This window comes from Mesorhizobium sp. M0152 (assembly GCF_040322415.1).
In the GTDB taxonomy this organism is placed as follows: domain Bacteria; phylum Pseudomonadota; class Alphaproteobacteria; order Rhizobiales; family Rhizobiaceae; genus Mesorhizobium.
The window spans coordinates 12748-30482 of sequence record NZ_JAMYTH010000042.1; the positions used below are offsets into that span (position 1 = coordinate 12748).

Below are 17735 nucleotides of genomic sequence, written 5' to 3' on the forward strand. Positions count from 1 at the left end.
GCGACCAGATAGGCGGTTGCTTCAGCGACAAATATCTTATAACTTATAAGTTGTCGAGAAAAAATGATCCCGAGAGTGACGTCCAATGGCCAACGCACCCACTCCTTCAAACAACACCCTGCCACCCGACGCGGAGCGGATCGCCCTGTTGCGCGACACGGCAGAGTTCGTCCGGCTCGAGACGCTGCGCCTCATCCAGATCGCCAAGGTGGGCCACTATTCGTCGGTGTTCTCCTGCGCGGAAATATTCGCCACGCTCTACTACGATGCGATGCGGCTGAGGCGCGGCGAGCCGCAATGGCCGGACCGCGACCGCTTCCTTATGGGCAAAGGGCACGCCGCGGTCGGCCTTTATCCGCTGCTGGTCGACTGGGGCTTCTTCTCCAAGGACGTTCTCGACGGCTATACCCGGCTCGGCAATCCGCTTGGCGATCATCCCGACATGCGCAAGGTGCCCGGCGTCGATTTCAGCTCCGGCTCGATCGGCCATGCCCTGTCCGGCGGCCTCGGCATGGTGCTTGGCGGCCGTGCGGCCAACCGGCGCTTCGATGTCTATGTCCTGCTCGGTGACGGCGAGATGCAGGAGGGCCAGGTCTGGGAAGCGGCGCTGTCCGCCGCCCACCATAAGGCCGGCAATCTGATCGCCATCGTCGACCGCAACGGATACCAGCTCGACGGGCAGGTCGACGACATCATCGGCATCGAACCGTTGGCCGACAAATGGGCGGCGTTCGGCTGGCAGGTGCACGAGGTCGATGGGCACGACGTCGTCGCTCTCGCGACGCTGCTGCGACAGTTGAAGGCCGAGGCAGACCGCACCCGGCCCGTCTGCATCATTGCCAAGACCTCCAAAGGCAAGGGCGTTGGTTACATGGAAACCGAACCCGGCTGGCATCTGGGCTATCTCGCGCCATCGGACGAGGCCTTGGCCGCCGAAGAGATCAAGCGTGGAGGCAAAACACAATGAACGGCCCGATCGATACCAACTCCTGGCAGTACCGCCAGATCAACGCGCGCGCGCCTGGCCTGAGTTACCTGGCCAACGCGCTCATTGATCTGGCCGAAGACGGTTATCCGGTCGTGGCCGGTACGGCCGACCTTCAATATTCCAACGGGCTGGTGCGGTTCGCGCAACGCTTTCCCGAGCGCTTCACGCAATTTGGCATTTCCGAGCAGAACATGGTTTCGGCTGCTGCCGGCATGGCCAGCACCGGCGCCATGCCGTTCGTCGCTACATTCGCTTCTTTCCTGGCGCTGCTGTGCTGCGAACAGATCAGAACCGACGTCGCCTATTCGGCGCTGCCGGTGCGGCTGATCGGTCATCATGCCGGTATTTCACTCGGCTTTTACGGCACCTCCCACCATGCGACGGAAGATCTTGCCATTATGCGAAGCATTGCCGATCTCACGGTCGTCGCACCGGCCGACGGCCCGCAACTGGCGGCCGCCGTCAAGGCGTCTGTCAATCATGCCCAGCCAATCTACTTCCGCATTGGCCGCGGCCAGGAACCGCTGGTCTATGAAGACGACGGCGTCGACTTCCAGTTCGGCAAGGCGATCGTTCACGGCGAAGGATCGGACCTGACCATCATCGCCTGTGGCTCGATGGTCCATCCCTCAAGGGAGGCTTACCGCGCGCTGCGCACGGCGGGCAAATCCGTCGGGCTGATCGACATGCATACGGTGAAGCCACTGGATACCAAGGCAGTGCTTTCGGCCGCGGCTCACTCCCGCTTCATTCTGACGATCGAGGAACACAATATCCTCGGCGGTCTGGGCGGCGCGGTGGCGGAAATCCTGGCGGAGGCGGGCAGCCCGGCACGGTTGATACGCCATGGCATCCGCGACGAATACAGCCTGATTGCGCCGCCAACGCATCTCTACAAGCACTACCGGCTGGACGCGGCGGGGATCGAGGCCACCGTCCGCGAGGCCCTCGGCTGAGCGGCGGACAACCATAGCCATGCACGGACATTACGATGACCGATCAGAATAACACCACCTCACTGATCGAGCGCGCCGGTGCGGTGATGCCGGGCGGATTGCTCAGCCCGAGCCGCAGGCTGGGCGCGCCGCATGTCTTTGCCCGGGCGCAGGGTGCGTTTCTCTACGACGTCGAGGGACACCAGTACACCGACTTCCATTGCGGCTTCGGCGCCAACGTGCTTGGCCACTGTCATCCGGCGGTGCGTGAACGCATCGCTGCGGTCTCCCAGGACATCGATCTTGTCGGCGTGGGAACGATGCGGCTGGAGATCGAGGTGGCGGAGGCGCTGGTCGACTGCATCCCTTGCGCGGATCTCGTCGCCTTCTGCAATTCCGGATCGGAGGCGACCTATCACGCCCTGCGCCTTGCCCGTGCCGCCACCGGTCGCAAGCGCATCATCAAGTTCCAAGGCGGCTATCACGGCTGGCACGACTATGTCGCCATGAACGTACAGTCGCACGCGCAGGCGATCGGCAAGTACGACCCCATCAGCGCCGGCATCCTCGATGATGCCGCCCGTCACACAATCGTGCTGCCTTACAACGATGCCGGCGCCGTCGAGGATTATCTCAAGGCCAATCCGGGCGAGGTCGCGGCGATCATCATCGAGCCAATCGCTCACAATATGGGGTCGGTGATGGCGACGGATGTTTTCCTGCGCGACCTGCGTCGCCTGACCAGCGATCATGGTGTCGTGCTGATCTTCGACGAGGTCATCACCGGCTTTCGCCACGCGCTCGGCGGCTATCAGTCGATCGCCGACGTCACGCCTGATCTCGCGACCTTCGGCAAGGCGGCCTCCTCAGGCTATCCCGTTGGCGTGGTGGCCGGTCGTCGCGATCTCATGACGCTCGTCGGCCGGACCGGGGAAGGATCCGTGTTCATGGGCGGTACTTTCAACGGCACGCCGTCGACGCTCGCCGCCATGCAGGCGACGATCGAGGAGCTGTCGAAACCAGGCTTCTACGAACGCCTGTTTGCCCTCGGCGCTTTCATGCGCACGCAGCTGGATGGCATTATCGATCGCCTCGGCCTGCCCGCGCAGAGCGCCGGGTTTGGCTCGGTCTGGCTGATCTATTTCCTCAGCGGTCCTTACCGCGACTACCAGGACTTGCTGGGCAACGACGATGTTTTGGATCTTGCATTCCGCAGAGAGATGGTGGCGAACCGGCTGATCGGTCAGCCGCTTCCGCTCAAGCGTCTCTACCTGTCAGGGAGCCATGACCGGGCCACGATTGAGAAGTCACTGGATGTTATTGAGACAATCCTGCGCAAGCTCTCCGCTGGGAAACCCGCCAGCTCCTAGCCATGTTTCGCAACGGACTTATAGGATATAAGAGCGTCTCGCACTATCCGTTGTCGATTCGGTGCGGCCAAGATTGCAGCGGTGGACCATGAGCACGATGCAGCCAATCGAGCAAGGCAGTCTGTCGGCGAGAACTTATATCTCGCTGCGCGAAGCCCTGATCGCCGGCAATTTCCGGCCCGGCGAAAGACTGTTGATGCAGGATCTGGCGCAACGGCTGGGCACCAGCGTCACGCCTGTGCGCGAGGCCTGTTTCAGGCTCGTCAGCGAGCAGGCGCTGGAACTGCGGTCAGGGCGGTTCATCACCGTTCCAGAGCTGACCCGGTCGCGTTACTGGCAGGTCCGGCTCATTCGCATCGCGCTCGAGGGACTAGCGGCCGAACTCGCCGTTGAGCATGTTTCGGAGAAGGACATTGCAAAACTGGTCGAGATCCATCGCGATTTCGTGGCCGGCGAAACGTCCGGCGATGCTGACCGCGCCCGTCGCGCCAATCGTGAATTCCACTTCGGCGTCTACCGCCTGTCCAAGATGGATATGCTGATCGCCCAGATCGAAAGCCTGTGGGTCTCGATGGGCCCTATCCTTAACGTGTATTATCTGCAGGCCGAGAACGATTACATCGGTGCGGAGGAGCACGAGACGCTGATCGAAGCGTTCCGGACCCGCAACAAGAAGGTGGCGCGTAAGGCGATCGAACGCGACATCGTGCGCGGTGGCATGAACCTGTTGCGGTATTTCGACGAGCAGGACGCGGCCGCCAAGCGGGCGTGATCGAAGCCGCCGGTCATTTGCTGGCGACCTCTCTTCGCGCTGGCTCAGGCCGCCCGAAGGCGCGCGGTGGCATCCTGGTCGACGACCCAGACGCCCTGCTCGGCGTCCAGCACCAGGGCCACCTTGTAGGATTGGCGAGCCGCTTCGCTCGTCAGCCAGCCGCGGTCAACGCTGGCCGCGACACGGCGGACATCGCGCTTGGTCGGGTCGCCGTAGCCACCGCCGCCACAGGCAACGAACTCGATGCGCTCGCCGGCGCGACACGCCTCCTCATGGAACGCAGGCAATTCCACCAGCTTGCCGTCCGTGCCGCGCTTGGCGCTGCGACTGGCCTTGGCGTCACCGCCGCCGAGCACGCCGCGCGGCGGAAAAGTTGTGCCATCGGCCGAGTAGACCAGTGTCATCTCGTGGTCGACGGGATAGAAGACACCGCCCACCGCGGGAGCGCCCTCGAACTCGCCAATGCCTTGGGTATCCGCCGCCACGCCGCGCGATTCAATGATGATGGGATACATGGATTCGTCCACCTCCACGGAATCCAGCGCGATCAGGCCGCCATTCGCCGGCCCGCAATATGTCAACCAGCCGTCATAGCCGTGACGCGCGCCGCCGCCGGCGTAGCCAATGAAGACCTGGTTGACGTAGGGCTGCCCGTCCTTGAACGGATCCTTGCCCGAAATCACCCCGATCCCCGCCGGCAGGTGCGAGCCGCTCTCGGCCTGGCCATAGGGTTCTCCCATCGTCGAGAACACGCAATTGCCGGCGATGATCAACCGGTCGTTGACATTGGTGGTCGCCACCGAGGTGCCTACGGGGTAGCGGGGTTTGCCAACCACGCTTCCCTCCCGCATCAACACCTTGATCCGGCTCTTGGCGCCCTCATTGTGCGGGATGCCGTCGTCGAGATTGTTGAAGACGCCAATGCGGCACGAGCCCGTGCAGGTGTTTTCCGAAAGGTTGAGACCGCCAGGGACGTTATCCATGTTGTCACGCACATCGACCGTGATCTCGCCGGCTTCAGGGTCGACATCGATGGTGATCCTGACCGGGATGCCCTCCTCCGCCACGCCGGGGACCGGGTCATGGCGGACTTCGTAGGAGAACTTGCCCTTCGGCAATTTGGCGATCTCGGCCATGGCGCGACGCGCACCGTAGTCGAACCAGTCCTCGACGAAATCCAGCAGCGTGTCGCGGCCGTATTTTTCAAGCAGTTCCAACAGACGGCGTCGACCGGTCCTGCAGGCGCCGATCTGGGCGCGCACGTCGCCCAGCCAGATGTCTGGAACACGGTTGCGCATCATGCCGATGCGCAGGATGTCCTGCTTCTCCCTGTGCTGTTCGACCACGCGCACGCAGGGAAAGTGGATGCCTTCCTCATAAACGTTCTTGGCGAATGGCAGATATGTCGAAGGCGTCGGCGCGCCAGTATCGGCGTGATGGGAAAGCGCCACGGCCCAAAACAGCGGCTTGCCATCGAAAAAGATCGGCATGGCCATGATCAGGTCGGCATGATGCGTGCCGCCAGTGTATGGGCAGTTGTTGAGGAAGATGTCGCCGTCGGCGATATCGTCGAACAACTCCGTTATCGGACGGGTCGCTAGATCCATCGACATGACGTGGATCGGCAGCGCGTCCTCGGTGGAAACGAGGCGGTGATCATAGGTCAGGATCGCGCAGCTCAGGTCGCGGGCGTTCTTGATCACCGCCGAGCGGCTGGCCCGCATCACGACCAGCGTCATTTCCCGCACGACCGCCTCGAACCGGCTTTTGAGAACCGACATCAGGAACGGATCGACGCGGCGCGTTGGCGTCTCCAGGCGAATGACAGGTGAATTCATTTTATGATGCCTTGCTCGGGAAGGTTGGTGTCAATCGACGGTCACGACGATGTTGCCTTGTGGGTCGACGCGCCCGCGATGTCCGTCCTTGAGGAAGGCGGTGAACGTCGTCGCCTCCACCAGGCATGGCCCATCAAGCGCCGCCCCCGCGCCCAGCTGGTCCATGTCGTAAACAGGCAGAGAGCTCGTCCGCCGGGTTTCATGCAAATAAGCTGACCGATGGGTCTTGGCGACCGGCGCCGTCGCCTGGTCGGCCAGCCTGAAATCCTTCCAGGCATCCTGGTTAGCCCGCTTGCCCACCGCGCGCAGCTTCCAGTTGGTGAATTCGACAATGTCGCGGTCGGATCTGATCGAATAAATGCGTTCGTGCATCTGATGAAACGCTTCGACGAGACTTGGGAGTTTTTCCGCTTCGAGGCGCGGCTCATTGGCCTCGAAATGGACCTCGATTTCCCAGGACTGGTACTCGTAGCGACCAAGAAAGGAGAACTCGAAACGCCGCAGCTCGGGCTCAACGCCGGCCTGTTCGAGGAATGCCTCGCCCGACACCTTCAACCGCGCCAGGATGTCGGAGACGCCAGCGGCGTCGAAGCGCCGGGTCGAGGTCAGGAAAACCGCGCTTTCCTCGCGCGTGATATCAGAGATCAACCCGCCGAACGCGCTCAACCCAGCCATGAAGCGCGGGATCATGTAGCGTTTCAAGCCCAATATGTCGGCCATCTCGGCGATGTGGATGGCGGTCGCGCCGCCGCCGCAGACAAAGAAACTGTCGCGTGGGTTTATGCCCTCGCGAATGGTGATTTCCTCGATGGCCCCGACCATGTTGTGGTTGCTGGTGGTCTGGATGGCGTAAGCCGCGTCGAGCAGCGGGATGCCGAGCCGCGTCGCGATGCTCGCGACCGCTTTCTCGGCCAGTTCGCGGCTGATCTTGATCCGGCCGCCGAGAAAATAATCGGGGTCAATGATGCCGAGCACGACATTGGCATCGGTGACCGTCGGCGCGGTGCCGCCCGCTCCGTAGCATGCCGGCCCCGGCCGCGCGCCAGCGCTCTGTGGGCCGACCCGCAGCAGGCCGCCATCATCGACCCAGGCAATGGACCCGCCGCCGGCGCCGACCGATCTCACATCCACCTTCGCGATCCCCAGCGAATCGTCGTGGATCATGCTGTCCGGGGTGACGATGATCTGGTGGTCGCGCAAAGCCGAGACGTCGAAGGTGGTGCCGCCCATGTCACCGACGATGACGTTGGCTTCGTCGCTCAGCGCCAGCGCGGCCATCGGCGCCAGCGTCGGCCCCGACATGACGCTGTAGATTGGCCGCCGCAGCATCTCGGCGGGAGGCATCATTCCACCGACGCAGTTGGCCAGCAGCAGCTCGCCCTGGAAACCAGCCTGCGACAGTGCTCGCCGCAAGTCCTCGATATAGGTTCGCACGATCGGATTGATCGACGCGTCGATGGCGGCCGCGATGATGCGCTTATACTCGCGCGACATCGGATTGACTTCATGGCTAAGCGTCACCGGGATCTCCGGCCATGCCTGCGCGATGATTTCGCGCACCGTTGTTTCATGGATGGGATTGACGACCGACCAAAGCAGACCGACCGCTATCGCTTCGACCCCATAGCGCCGGAAGTCGGCTATCGCCGCCTCGACATCGGATCTCGACAGAGGCGTGAGCTCCCGCCCGCGCGCATCGACGCGGCCCCGCGCCGTCTTCGTCAGGTGGCGCGGGACATAGGGCTCGGGATAGTCGAGCCGCCACTGGAAGGCGCCCTTGCGCGGGCCCTCGCGCAGGACGAGGATGTCCTGATGTCCTTCGTTGAGGATCAATCCGACCTTGACGGTCTTGCGCTCGACCAGCGCGTTGGTCGAGACGGTCGAGCCGTGTACGATCAAATCGATCGCGGTCATGAACGTCGCGGGATCGAGCCCGTATCCGGCGGCCGCGACGTGCAGCACGTTGATGAACCCCTTCTCGAATTCGCCGGGCGTGGTGGGCGATTTGAAGATCGAGATTTTCCCACCGGGCTCGGAAACCAGGCAATCGGTGAAGGTTCCGCCGATATCGATGCAGACTTGATAAGCCATTTAAGGTCCGAAGCTGTTAGCGTTTCTTGTAATCGCGGCCCAGTATCAGGCTGGCCAGAATGATGAGGCCCAAAAGAACCTGCTGCAGATACCCGTCGAGCTGCATGAGGTTCATGGCGTTGGAAATGACCGTGATGAACAGGGCACCCAGCAGAGCCGCGGTGACGCCTCCTTCGCCGCCGGTCAGGCGCACGCCACCGACCACCGCCGCCGCTATCGATTCCAGGGTCAGGTTGCCGCCAAGATTGGGCTCGCCCGATCCGGTGCGCGCGGTGAGCAGCATGGCGCCAATCGCGGCCAGCAGCGAGCAGACCACGTAGTCGATCGCAACGACGCGTCCGGTTCGAACGCCCGCCGCCGTCGCCGCGCGAGGGTTGGCGCCGATGAGATACAGGCCGCGGCCGAACACGGTGAAGCGCAAGATCAGGAACAACAGTGCGAAACACAGCGCGGCGAACACGATGGGCACCGGAATGCCGATCAGCCGTCCCTCCGCCAAGGCGTCCGTGAAGGCCTCGGGAACGCCCGGCACGGGAAAGCCGCCGCTGACGGTTGAAGCCAGTGCCACGACAATGTTGGCCATGCCGAGCGTCGTCACCAACGGGTTGATGCCGATACCGGCGATGAGGAAGCCGTTCAGCCCGCCGATCAGCAGCCCGACGCCAAGGCCGGCGGCGATTCCCCACAGGATCGGCATATCGCCGGTTCCGGTCATCACCATCGCCGATATGACGCTGACGAGCGAGACGGTGAAACCAAGCGACAGGTCGAAGCCGCGCGTCAGCAGCACCATGGTCTGCGCCATGGCAAACAGTGCGAGATAACTCGTCTGGATCGCGATGTTCCAGAGATTGCCGCTTGAAACAATGCGCGGGTCGAGCAGACCGAGACCCAGCAGGGCCAGGAATACGAGCCCCGGCAGCTTGGCCTGCGACGCGAACTGGCGGATGTCCGGGCGAGCGCGGTCAAGGACAACCGGAGCCGCCATGTCTGGACGATCAGACATTGGCCCGCCTCCCCTGAACAATTCGGTCGAAAGCCAGTGCGCCGATGAGCACCGAACCCAGCACCAGCGTCTGGAATTTGCTGTCGATCTGCGTGAGGTTCATCGCATTGGCGATGATCGCCAGGCACAGCGCGGCCATGGCGACGTTCTCGGCGCGGCCTGAGCCGCCGCGCAATGAAACGCCGCCGATCACCGCCGCTGCGATCGTCTCCAGTCCGAGCGTCCCGCCGATCGTCGACTGGCCGGAACCGATACGGGCGGTGATCAGCACGCCGGTGAGTGCGGCCAAAAGACCGGAGAGCACATAGGCGGTAATCAACACACGGTGTGTGCGCACTCCCGACAGTCGGGCGGCGCCGACGTTGCCGCCGACGGCGTAGAAGTGGCGCCCGAGCGCGGTCCGACGCTGCAGAATGATGGCGATGGCGATCACCACGATCGCCAGCAGCAAGACCGGCGGCAGGCCAAGCACCTGCCCTCGCCCGATGGCATAGACGAAGGCGTCGGAAACGCCATAGATCGGGATACCCTGCGTGTAATAGAGCGTAAGTCCCGCGACGATCGACAACGATGCCAATGTCACCATGAAAGGTGATAGGGAAAGGCGCGCCACCAGCGTGCCGTTTACCAGGCCAACACAGGCGCCGCTGGCCAAGGCCAGCGCTACCGCCACCAGCAGCTGGAGCCCATGCGCGTCGGGCATCGCGGCCATCGCCGCGGCCGTGACCACGGACGCCAAGGCCATGGTGGCGCCGACCGACAGATCAAAACCGCCCGTGGTCATGACGATCATCTGGCCGATCGCCGGAACCGCCAGGAAGGAGAAATTGCGCAGGACGTTGAGGATGTTCAGGCGGTTCAGAAAACGCGGTTCGATGATCGCGGCCGCGGCCGCAACCGCGACCAGAAGCAGGATGACGATCCCGCCGGTTTCCAGAAAACGGCGCCGCAGCGTGTCAGGGCTCATGCTGCCTCCGTGGCGCCGGTTTCGGCGTCGAAATAGTGACGCAGCACAGTGGCCTCGGTGATGCCGTCGGCTTTGAGTTCGGCGACTATGCGCCCTTCGCGCATGACATAGACGCGGTTGGCCAGGTGAACGAGCTCTGGCAGTTCGGACGATGACAGCAGAATAGCCGCGCCATTCTCGACCAGGCCTTTCATAAGCCTGTAGACCTCGCTTTTAGCGCCCACGTCGATGCCGACCGTCGGTTCATCGAAAATATGGACCGAGACAGGACGCATCAGACCGCGCGCCAGCACGAGTTTCTGCTGGTTTCCTCCCGAAAAAGACGACGCCGCGCGTTCCGGCGCCATCGGTCGCAGACCCAGGGTCTTCAACGGCGCGGCTATCGCCCGGCGCTCGCGCCACGACTTGAGCAGTCCGGCCTGGGACAGTCTCGGGTCGTCGAGCGCCGCCATGGTCACATTCTCGCGGCCTGGCCGGCCAAGCGCCAGTCCCTCGGCGCCGCGATCGGCCGGGTAGTAACAAAGTCCGGCACGCAACATGCTGTGCGGCACTGGCGCTCGAACCACCGCGCCATGGAGCTCGATCTCACCGGACGTCACCCGCTCCAAGCCGAACACCGCCCGGCAAAGTTCGCTGCGGCCGCAGCCAACCAGGCCTGCCAGGCCGACGATTTCTCCAGCCCTGACCGTGATGGAGGCGCCCGACACGCTACCGGAGTCACGCAGCCCCCTGGTCGCCAGCACGATTTCGGCGGGGCGCTGGCTGATTGACGGATAAAGTCGTTCGACCGGCTGGCCGACCATCATCTCGATCAGGGTCGCGTCCGATGCCGCGGCGATGGCCACTGTGTCGATCTTACGCCCTCCTCGCAGCACCGTGACACGGTCCGCGAGCCGACGGATCTCCGCCATGCGGTGCGACACATAGATGATACCGACGCCCCGCGCCTTGAGGCCCGCGATGGCGGCGAACAGTTTTTCCGCTTCACCGTCGGTAAGCGACGCGGTCGGTTCGTCCAGGATGAGGATTTTGGCATCCGAAAGCATGCCCTTGGCAATCTCGACCATCTGCTTTTGCGCCCGGGTGAGCGTTTCGATCTTGCTGGCCAGCTCGACGTGAAAGCCAATGTCGCGGAAGCGTTCTTCCGCGCGGGCACGCATCGCGCGCCGGTTCAGGAAAAGCCGTCCTTTGATCTCGCGTCCAAGAAACAGGTTCTCCTCGACCGTGAGGTCGGGGACGAGACTAAATTCCTGGAACACAGCCGCCACCCCGGCATCGCGGGATTTCTGTGGGGTCAGCGCGGAAACGGTTTGGCCGTCGATACGGCACGAGCCTTCGGTCCAGCCATAGGTTCCCGCTATCAGATTGATGAGCGTCGACTTGCCGGCGCCGTTTTCGCCGAGAAGGGCATGGACCTCGCCGCTCAACAGCGAGAAGTCGACGCCGTCAAGCGCCACCACACCCCCGAAACGCTTCGTCATACCCGTAAGTTCAAGCATCGCTGACACCACCGAACTCGAAGCAAAAAGGGCGGCAGGCCAGGCCGAGGTCTGCCGCCCATCGAAGATGCGACTATTGTACCGAAAATTCAGGCTTCCACCCATCGGGCGCGAAAATCTGCGTCGGGTCGATTTTGTCGACGTTGTCCTTGGTCACGATACCCGGCGCCACCAGCAGAACCTTCTCATAGTCCTTCTTTTCCAAGGCGCGCACCGCGAGGTCGACGCTGATGCGGCCCATCATCACCGGATACTCGGCGGCAAAGCCAAGCACCTTGCCTTCCTTGACCAGCTTCAGCATCGTCTGGTTCTCGTAAGACGACATGATCACGACATCGTCGCGGCCAGCGTCGGCGACGGCGCTGACGGCCGCTTCCGCCGCAGCAGCCCCGCCCCAGATGACATTGAGATCGGGATAGGTCTGCAGGGCGTCCTCGACGAGGCGCAGGCTTTGCGGAACGCCGGGCTCACCATAGAGCTCGGCCGCGAGCTTGATGTTGCCGGTTTTGATGCTGTCGCGAAAGCCCGCCATATAGCTCTCCGCCCAACCCGATCCCTGCGGACCTGGCAGGCCGATCGCGGTCGTCTTTTTGTCGCCGAGATACTTCTTGAGGTACTCACCCTCCTGAAAACCCTTCTGGTAGGTATCGGGAGTGATGCGCGCGGTGATCGGAGTTTCCAGAATGGGATTGGCGACGGCGATCTGGACAAGGCCTTTGGCGTCGCCCTCCTTCAGCTTGGCCGCCAGACCGGCTTCCGAGATGGCGGCGACGAGCATACCCTGGGCACCGGATGCGACGCAATCGTCGTATTGCGACAGCTGCTTGGGCAGCGCGTCATAGCCGCCAGCCTGCAGGACCGTCACTTTGACACCCAGGCGCTTTGCTTCCTCAACGATACCGTAGTCGACCGAGACCCAGTAGCTGTCCTTGAGGTGCGGAAACAAGACGCACAGGTTCCAAGGCTTCTCGGCCTTTTCCAGCGGCACATAGTCGAGTGCCTCGACTTTTTTCAGATCGCCGCCTTTGGCCGCGTTGATCTTGAAGGGCCACCAATCCTTGGCCTGGGCGGCGTTGGGCAGGACGGCCACGCCGGTGACGAAAGCCGCCGCGAGGATGGATCGGAAAGCGCGATTCTTGGTCATGTGATTCCCCATTTGTTTCGTGTGTTCCCGGGTGGGGAGCCGGCAAATTCGCCGGCTCCCCGGTCTGCCTTGGGAGCAGAGATGCCGATGCGTGGAAGTCACCGTTTCGGCGAATGCGCCTTAGGGTCCGTCCGCGCTGTCGCTCATTCACAACGCCACCGTACTACTTATAAGTTATAAGTCAATAGCGTTTTCATTAGCCGGTGCTCAGCCGGGAAGGTGTCTTCAATCGCGGTTTCGCTGCCTCGACCGGGATCACAATCCATTTGACGAAAGACGAGGTCGGAGACAGCAGCCATGCAACTGGCCGCGGCGATGTGGGCTTCCTCGCGACCGACCGGTATGCGGCTTGTCGATCGAGTTGCCTGACATCAAGCGCCGGCGAATAAGTCAAAGCGATCAGCGTGGCCTTCGAATACAGAGCCATTGGTCAGCAGCCGCACTTCGCTATCGACCAAATCGTCATAGGGTCTTTAGGGAGGAGATGTGCCCAGTGCATTCGCGTGCTGCAACAGCCGCGCTGAACCGCACCGCAGCGTGCCATAACACGCTGCGGTCGGATGATTGTTGAAATGACGGTTCCCGCGCACGACCGTGCCGCTTTCCAACTTCTCTCGTCTGGCGCTTGCCAGCCTGAGTTCTTCCTAGAGGTCGGCGCCCGGATTGCGGGTGTTGTCTTGCGACTTCATTCTCCCGGCAGCCGGGCAAAGGCCCGCAACGTGGAGGCTTCTAAATGGAACGCGGGTTCCCGATGCTTAGTGGGTGGTGCTGCTGAGCAGGGGCAGGGCAGCACAGCCTCCGCCGGCAAGCCGTCGCGGCCGGTTCCCTTGATGGCGTGCCGGCGCAAGTCCCGCGTCACCAGGCTCGTAAATCGCGATGCACGTCCAGCCATTGCGACATGGTTTTGCCAGCTGAGAGGCCGATCCCGTGTGCGGCGAACAGTCGAAACACTGATTGGTCGGTGTGCGTTCTTGGCGTATTGTGCAGCACTTCTGGCATTACTGGCCTTGCGGGGGTGACGAGTCGGTCATGCGACAGTATGGATGTCCCTATCGGAATAGCCGGTCCGCCTTATCGGTCGTCACACCCGCATATTGCCCCGCTTCTAGGGAACACCCCATCACGCGAGGAAAGACATGGCCACATGCGCAGTATCGCCAATCTAGCCGTTGGGCCGACGGCCCGGCGCTTGGGCCAGTCCACCGGCTATAACCCGCGTCACAACTTGATCCACTGATCCTAGGTGACGACAACGTTGTTCGTCATGATTTGATGGGGCGGGGATTGGCCCAAAAGCGAGCCCCCCAAACTGTGCGGTTGCCAAATACGCAATGGAGTGAATTGGAATGATCATCGTAACAGGCGCCACGCACGGGATTGGGCGGGCCTGCGTGGAGAAACTTGCGTCTGGCGGTTCCAGAGTGGTGGCGACCGGCCGAGATGCAGAAGCGGGCGCGGCGCTCGAACGCGCCAATCACGGTGTCACGTTCGTTGCCGGTGACATCGTCCGTGAAGACGATTGCCGCCGTGTCGTCGACCGTGCGCTTGAACTTGGCAACGGCCGGCTCGCGGGGCTCGTGAACAATGCCGGCATGTCGAAGCGCATTGCCTTCGCCACCGCCACCCAGGACGATTGGGATGAGGTCCTTGCGGTTAATGCACGCAGCGTCTTTTTCTTCATCCGTCATGCGCTGGACGGCTTGCGGCTCGGGAGGGGTTCAGTCGTCAACATGGCCAGCATCGCCGGAAAGACGGGCGAAGAAGGGCTCGCTGCCTACTGCGCCTCAAAGGCCGCGGTCATCGGGCTGACGCAGGCACTCGCGCTGGAGTTCGGCGAGGAGATCCGCTTCAACGCTGTCTGCCCCGGCCAGATCGAAACACGCATGATGGGCAACATCATAAGCGATGCACTGCGCAAGAAGCAGCTCGAACTGCGGATCCCTGCCAACCGCTTCGGTGCCCCTGAAGAGATCGCTGATGTGGTCGCTTGGTTACTTTCGAATCAATCGAGCTATGTCAACGGCACGGTGGTGACTGTAGACGGCGGGGAAACAGCCGGCCTGCGCACACCGCGCGTCGCGCAGATCGATGGTGCTTAGGGCAATTCAGCTCAGCCGGAGCCGCGCTCGTCGAAATAGCGCAGAAAACCATGTGAGCCTCGCTGGATGTCGTTCTCGATCGCCTCGCGGGCCCTCTTCCTGTCGCCAGCCCTCAAGGCCTCGATGAGATGGTCATGTTCTTCCGCGCCGGTGTACCCGCGCGGAATTTCCCGATCGTAAACGTTAAGGATTGGACCCATCGAGGCCCACATGCTTTCGATCTGTCCGATCAGCATCGGCATACGCGACAGGCGGTAGACGCCGAAGTGGAAAGCGCGATTGGAGGATCGCGCTTCCTTGATATTACCGGCCTTATGGCTCTCTACAAATGAGGCGCGGAAGGTCTCAAGCTGTTCGAGATCGGCGGGGGCAAAATGGTCGGCAGCGTGTTCTGCCGCAAGCCCTTCAAGTGCCACGCGGATCAGCTTGATCTGAATGTAGCGGGCGCGGCTGAGGTCTGGCACCGCGGCGAACCTGCCGGAGCGCAACTCGAGCGCCTGCTCGCTGACGAGCCGCAGACAGGCTTCGCGCACCGGCGTAATGCTGGTTCCGAGCTGCTCGGCAAGATCCTGCATAAGCAGACGATCGCCCGGCGCGAAATTGCCGATGATCAATCCATCCCGCACCTTGCTGTAAATCCGCGCGGACAGGCTGCCCATCTCCTCGGGCTGCATCTTCATAGGGCCCATGGGACTCCCCTCGTCTCTGCTGCAGCTCTACGGAAATGTCGATTGACGCGTTTCACTACGTTTATAAGTTATAATTGCTGCCTATATTTTGTTATTCAGCGGCAGACAAGTACGTGCACGTTAATTGTCTGCAGCAAACATGTCCGTTTTCATAATTATTTGTGAAATTTTGTTTTTATAAAAAACAAGGAGACCCTTCTTTTCCGATTCTGACAATGGAATGTGACGACAGAAAAAGGCGCGATCTCATCTGCGTGGCATGAGTTGGTGTGCGAGAGATGATGACATCTGAAGGAGCCGGGAAGCTTACGTGTCAATTTCCAGTCTGATGGGCAGAAATTTCCGATTCTGAGGCGACTCCGAACCGGCTGGACCGACGATGACGTCGGCACCGTCAAGATGATCCGGCAGGCCAGCACGTCCAAAAGCTGCATATGGCGTTTGCAGAGCGTTTCGCCGCCGAAGGGCTTCAAGGGCTGTTGCGCGACAAGACGCGGCCCTCGCGCATTGCGGCTCTCGGGCCCGAAAGCCCGCCGAGCGCAGCTCTGACAAGGCCGCGACAGGAATCGAACGACGACTGGCCAGAATTATGAAATCCCTTGCGACACTACAATTTCAGACATTTCAGTAACAATAGATTTAACATTCTCTTCACTTGCACTTTGGGGCGCGTTACCCGAATTAGCTGGAGCGGCCGAAACCCCCGCAAGATCAAGCGCGTAGTCGAATCCAATCTTGCTGGTGCTTGTCGAGGGATGCGACGCGATGGGCCGGCGCAGGTGCGCTGTGAAGCAGCACTGAGCGCGCCGAAAAACGGCTTCCCAACAGGAGATTGATTTGGATTATGTGAAGTATTTCGCCGGAAGAATCGAGCAACTCAAAGGCCGTGGCGGGTATCGTGAATTTGCCGATCTGGAGCGTCAGTCTGGCAACTTCCCAAAGGCCTGGCTCAATAGGCCCGACGGGCGAAAAGAGATAACCATTTGGTGCACTAATGATTATCTCGGTATGGGGCAGCACCCCAAAGTGCTATCGGCAATGAAGCGCGCCATCGATGCCAACGGCGCAGGATCGGGAGGATCCCGCAACATTGGTGGCACCAACCATTATCACGTGTTGCTCGAGCGGGAGCTTGCAGTTTTCCACAATAAGGAAGCAGGATTGATTTTTGTTTCCGGCTTCAGCTCAAACGATTCATCATTGAGTACATTGGCATCTTTGATGCCGGACACAATTATTTTTTCTGACGAGCACAACCACGCTTCAATTATTAGTGGATGCCGCAACAGCCGGGCCGAAAAGCGCGTCTTCCGGCATAACGACGTTGCGCATTTGCGGGAGCTTCTGCGCAGTGTAAATCCTGCAAGACCCAAGATCATTGTTTTTGAATCGGTATATTCAATGGACGGTGACATTTCACCGATCAAAGATATCTGTGACATGGCGGACGAATTTGGCGCAATGACGTTTCTGGATGAAGTTCATGCATCGGGAATGTACGGTCCGAAAGGCGCCGGCATTGCCGCGGAACTTGGCATCATGGATCGTCCAACCATCATCGAAGGGACGCTAGGTAAGGCGTTCGGCTCGATGGGGGGTTATGTGACCGGACCTGCCTCCATTGTTGACAGCATACGAAGCTTCTCGATCGGTTTCATTTTCACCACGGCGCTTGCGCCAGCGCTGGCGGCTGGTGCGCTGGCAGCGCTGCGCCATCTTCGCGATTCAGATTCAGAACGAATTGATCTGCACCGGAAAACGAAACTTTTAATCGGATTGCTGAAAGAGGCGGGCATCCCCGTCATGCCGACCCGAAGCCACATCATTCCTGTGCTTATTGGTGATCCATTCCGTTGCAAGGAAGCGTCCCGCCAGCTTCTGGATCAGCATGGAATATACGTTCAGCCAATTCTGGCGCCGAGTGTTCCGGTGGGAACCGAGCGGTTCAGGGTGACGATTACGCCTGCCCATAGTACGACAGATATTCGGACGTTCGTCGATGCGCTCAGGCAGGTTCTGCTGCGGGACAATCTTGGCAAGGCTGCCTAATGTAAATGCTGGGAACGACAGGGCGCGCAGCCTCAGACCTGATTATATTAGCCGGGCTCGCCGAGGTGGAAGCGGCGGTCAGCGATCCGGTTCTGACGCCCGATCGCATCTTCGAATGTCATCGGAAAGCAGTTCCGTAACCCGCAATGACAGCTTTCGCGATCTTAAATGATGTGACTCCATGATTGAATGGGGCCGTTTGACGGCTCGCTGCTTACACATCGGGCCGGTTCCAGATTCAGGGCTCACGATGAGCCGGTATGACCAGAGCGCATGTTCTTGTGCTGC

General features: G+C 61.3%; 13 protein-coding genes and 1 pseudogene. 6 read left to right on the forward strand and 8 right to left on the reverse strand.

Features of this window, described 5'->3' with window-relative positions; genetic code table 11:
* Positions 1 to 85 precede the first annotated feature (85 nt).
* From NKJ26_RS28215 to NKJ26_RS28230, 4 genes are all read left to right on the forward strand, one after another.
* The gene (locus tag NKJ26_RS28215) at positions 86 to 967 is read left to right on the forward strand and encodes a transketolase (RefSeq protein WP_352698667.1); all 882 of its coding nucleotides are present in this window, start codon (positions 86 to 88) and stop codon (positions 965 to 967) included.
* Positions 964 to 1944 carry a transketolase family protein gene (locus NKJ26_RS28220; RefSeq protein ID WP_352698669.1) on the forward strand — a complete coding sequence of 327 codons (981 nt, stop codon included), beginning with the start codon at positions 964 to 966 and terminating at the stop codon, positions 1942 to 1944. The genes NKJ26_RS28215 and NKJ26_RS28220 overlap by 4 nt, the downstream gene beginning before the upstream one ends.
* 35 nt (positions 1945 to 1979) lie before the next feature.
* Positions 1980 to 3293, forward strand: coding sequence for an aspartate aminotransferase family protein (locus tag NKJ26_RS28225; RefSeq protein ID WP_352698671.1), 1314 nt, complete (start codon positions 1980 to 1982; stop codon positions 3291 to 3293).
* An 88-nt stretch (positions 3294 to 3381) separates the two neighbouring features.
* On the forward strand, positions 3382 to 4065 hold the full coding sequence (locus tag NKJ26_RS28230; protein WP_023737066.1) for a GntR family transcriptional regulator: 684 nt from the start codon (positions 3382 to 3384) through the stop codon (positions 4063 to 4065).
* Positions 4066 to 4109: 44 nt separating this feature from the next.
* On the opposite strand, the gene NKJ26_RS28235 is transcribed toward NKJ26_RS28230, so the two are convergent.
* The 7 genes and pseudogenes from NKJ26_RS28235 to NKJ26_RS33660 all read right to left on the reverse strand — a co-directional run.
* Positions 4110 to 5903, reverse strand: a complete 1794-nt coding sequence (locus NKJ26_RS28235) for a hydantoinase B/oxoprolinase family protein (protein WP_352698673.1) — start codon at positions 5901 to 5903, stop codon at positions 4110 to 4112.
* Positions 5904 to 5933: 30 nt separating this feature from the next.
* The gene (locus NKJ26_RS28240) at positions 5934 to 7994 is read right to left on the reverse strand and encodes a hydantoinase/oxoprolinase family protein (RefSeq protein ID WP_352698675.1); all 2061 of its coding nucleotides are present in this window, start codon (positions 7992 to 7994) and stop codon (positions 5934 to 5936) included.
* A gap of 16 nt (positions 7995 to 8010) precedes the next feature.
* The gene (locus tag NKJ26_RS28245) at positions 8011 to 9000 is read right to left on the reverse strand and encodes an ABC transporter permease (RefSeq protein ID WP_352698677.1); all 990 of its coding nucleotides are present in this window, start codon (positions 8998 to 9000) and stop codon (positions 8011 to 8013) included.
* Positions 8993 to 9967, reverse strand: a complete 975-nt coding sequence (locus NKJ26_RS28250) for an ABC transporter permease (RefSeq protein WP_352698679.1) — start codon at positions 9965 to 9967, stop codon at positions 8993 to 8995. The genes NKJ26_RS28245 and NKJ26_RS28250 overlap by 8 nt, the downstream gene beginning before the upstream one ends.
* Entirely contained in the window at positions 9964 to 11466 is a 1503-nt protein-coding gene (locus NKJ26_RS28255; RefSeq protein ID WP_352698681.1) for a sugar ABC transporter ATP-binding protein, read from the reverse strand. The genes NKJ26_RS28250 and NKJ26_RS28255 overlap by 4 nt, the downstream gene beginning before the upstream one ends.
* Before the next feature lie 73 nt (positions 11467 to 11539).
* A complete protein-coding gene (gene torT / locus NKJ26_RS28260) occupies positions 11540 to 12610 on the reverse strand; it encodes a TMAO reductase system periplasmic protein TorT (protein WP_352698683.1) in 1071 nt (356 codons plus the stop codon).
* A 476-nt stretch (positions 12611 to 13086) separates the two neighbouring features.
* Positions 13087 to 13590: pseudogene (locus tag NKJ26_RS33660) on the reverse strand (ISNCY family transposase); the annotation flags it as partial.
* Between the two features lie 366 nt (positions 13591 to 13956).
* On the opposite strand from NKJ26_RS33660, the gene NKJ26_RS28265 reads away from it, so the two are divergent.
* The gene (locus NKJ26_RS28265; protein ID WP_031213998.1) at positions 13957 to 14709 is read left to right on the forward strand and encodes an SDR family NAD(P)-dependent oxidoreductase; all 753 of its coding nucleotides are present in this window, start codon (positions 13957 to 13959) and stop codon (positions 14707 to 14709) included.
* 11 nt (positions 14710 to 14720) lie between these two features.
* Here the strand turns inward: NKJ26_RS28265 and NKJ26_RS28270 are convergent, their stop codons facing one another.
* Positions 14721 to 15398 carry a GntR family transcriptional regulator gene (locus tag NKJ26_RS28270; protein WP_023747628.1) on the reverse strand — a complete coding sequence of 226 codons (678 nt, stop codon included), beginning with the start codon at positions 15396 to 15398 and terminating at the stop codon, positions 14721 to 14723.
* Between the two features lie 837 nt (positions 15399 to 16235).
* Here NKJ26_RS28270 and hemA point away from each other — a divergent pair.
* On the forward strand, positions 16236 to 17447 hold the full coding sequence (gene hemA, locus NKJ26_RS28275) for a 5-aminolevulinate synthase (RefSeq protein ID WP_352698685.1): 1212 nt from the start codon (positions 16236 to 16238) through the stop codon (positions 17445 to 17447).
* Positions 17448 to 17735: the final 288 nt, after the last annotated feature.

What these genes read in the sequence shown, in the direction of transcription:
- NKJ26_RS28245 (WP_352698677.1), bottom strand. Translation starts at nt 9,000, where the DNA reads ATGTCTGATCGTCCAGACATGGCGGCTCCGGTTGTCCTTGACCGCGCT.
- NKJ26_RS28250 (WP_352698679.1), bottom strand. Translation starts at nt 9,967, where the DNA reads ATGAGCCCTGACACGCTGCGGCGCCGTTTTCTGGAAACCGGCGGGATC.
- NKJ26_RS28265 (WP_031213998.1), top strand. Translation starts at nt 13,957, where the DNA reads ATGATCATCGTAACAGGCGCCACGCACGGGATTGGGCGGGCCTGCGTG.
- NKJ26_RS28230 (WP_023737066.1), top strand. Translation starts at nt 3,382, where the DNA reads ATGAGCACGATGCAGCCAATCGAGCAAGGCAGTCTGTCGGCGAGAACT.
- NKJ26_RS28255 (WP_352698681.1), bottom strand. Translation starts at nt 11,466, where the DNA reads ATGCTTGAACTTACGGGTATGACGAAGCGTTTCGGGGGTGTGGTGGCG.
- NKJ26_RS28220 (WP_352698669.1), top strand. Translation starts at nt 964, where the DNA reads ATGAACGGCCCGATCGATACCAACTCCTGGCAGTACCGCCAGATCAAC.
- NKJ26_RS28225 (WP_352698671.1), top strand. Translation starts at nt 1,980, where the DNA reads ATGACCGATCAGAATAACACCACCTCACTGATCGAGCGCGCCGGTGCG.
- NKJ26_RS28240 (WP_352698675.1), bottom strand. Translation starts at nt 7,994, where the DNA reads ATGGCTTATCAAGTCTGCATCGATATCGGCGGAACCTTCACCGATTGC.
- torT (WP_352698683.1), bottom strand. Translation starts at nt 12,610, where the DNA reads ATGACCAAGAATCGCGCTTTCCGATCCATCCTCGCGGCGGCTTTCGTC.
- NKJ26_RS28215 (WP_352698667.1), top strand. Translation starts at nt 86, where the DNA reads ATGGCCAACGCACCCACTCCTTCAAACAACACCCTGCCACCCGACGCG.
- NKJ26_RS28270 (WP_023747628.1), bottom strand. Translation starts at nt 15,398, where the DNA reads ATGGGCCCTATGAAGATGCAGCCCGAGGAGATGGGCAGCCTGTCCGCG.
- NKJ26_RS28235 (WP_352698673.1), bottom strand. Translation starts at nt 5,903, where the DNA reads ATGAATTCACCTGTCATTCGCCTGGAGACGCCAACGCGCCGCGTCGAT.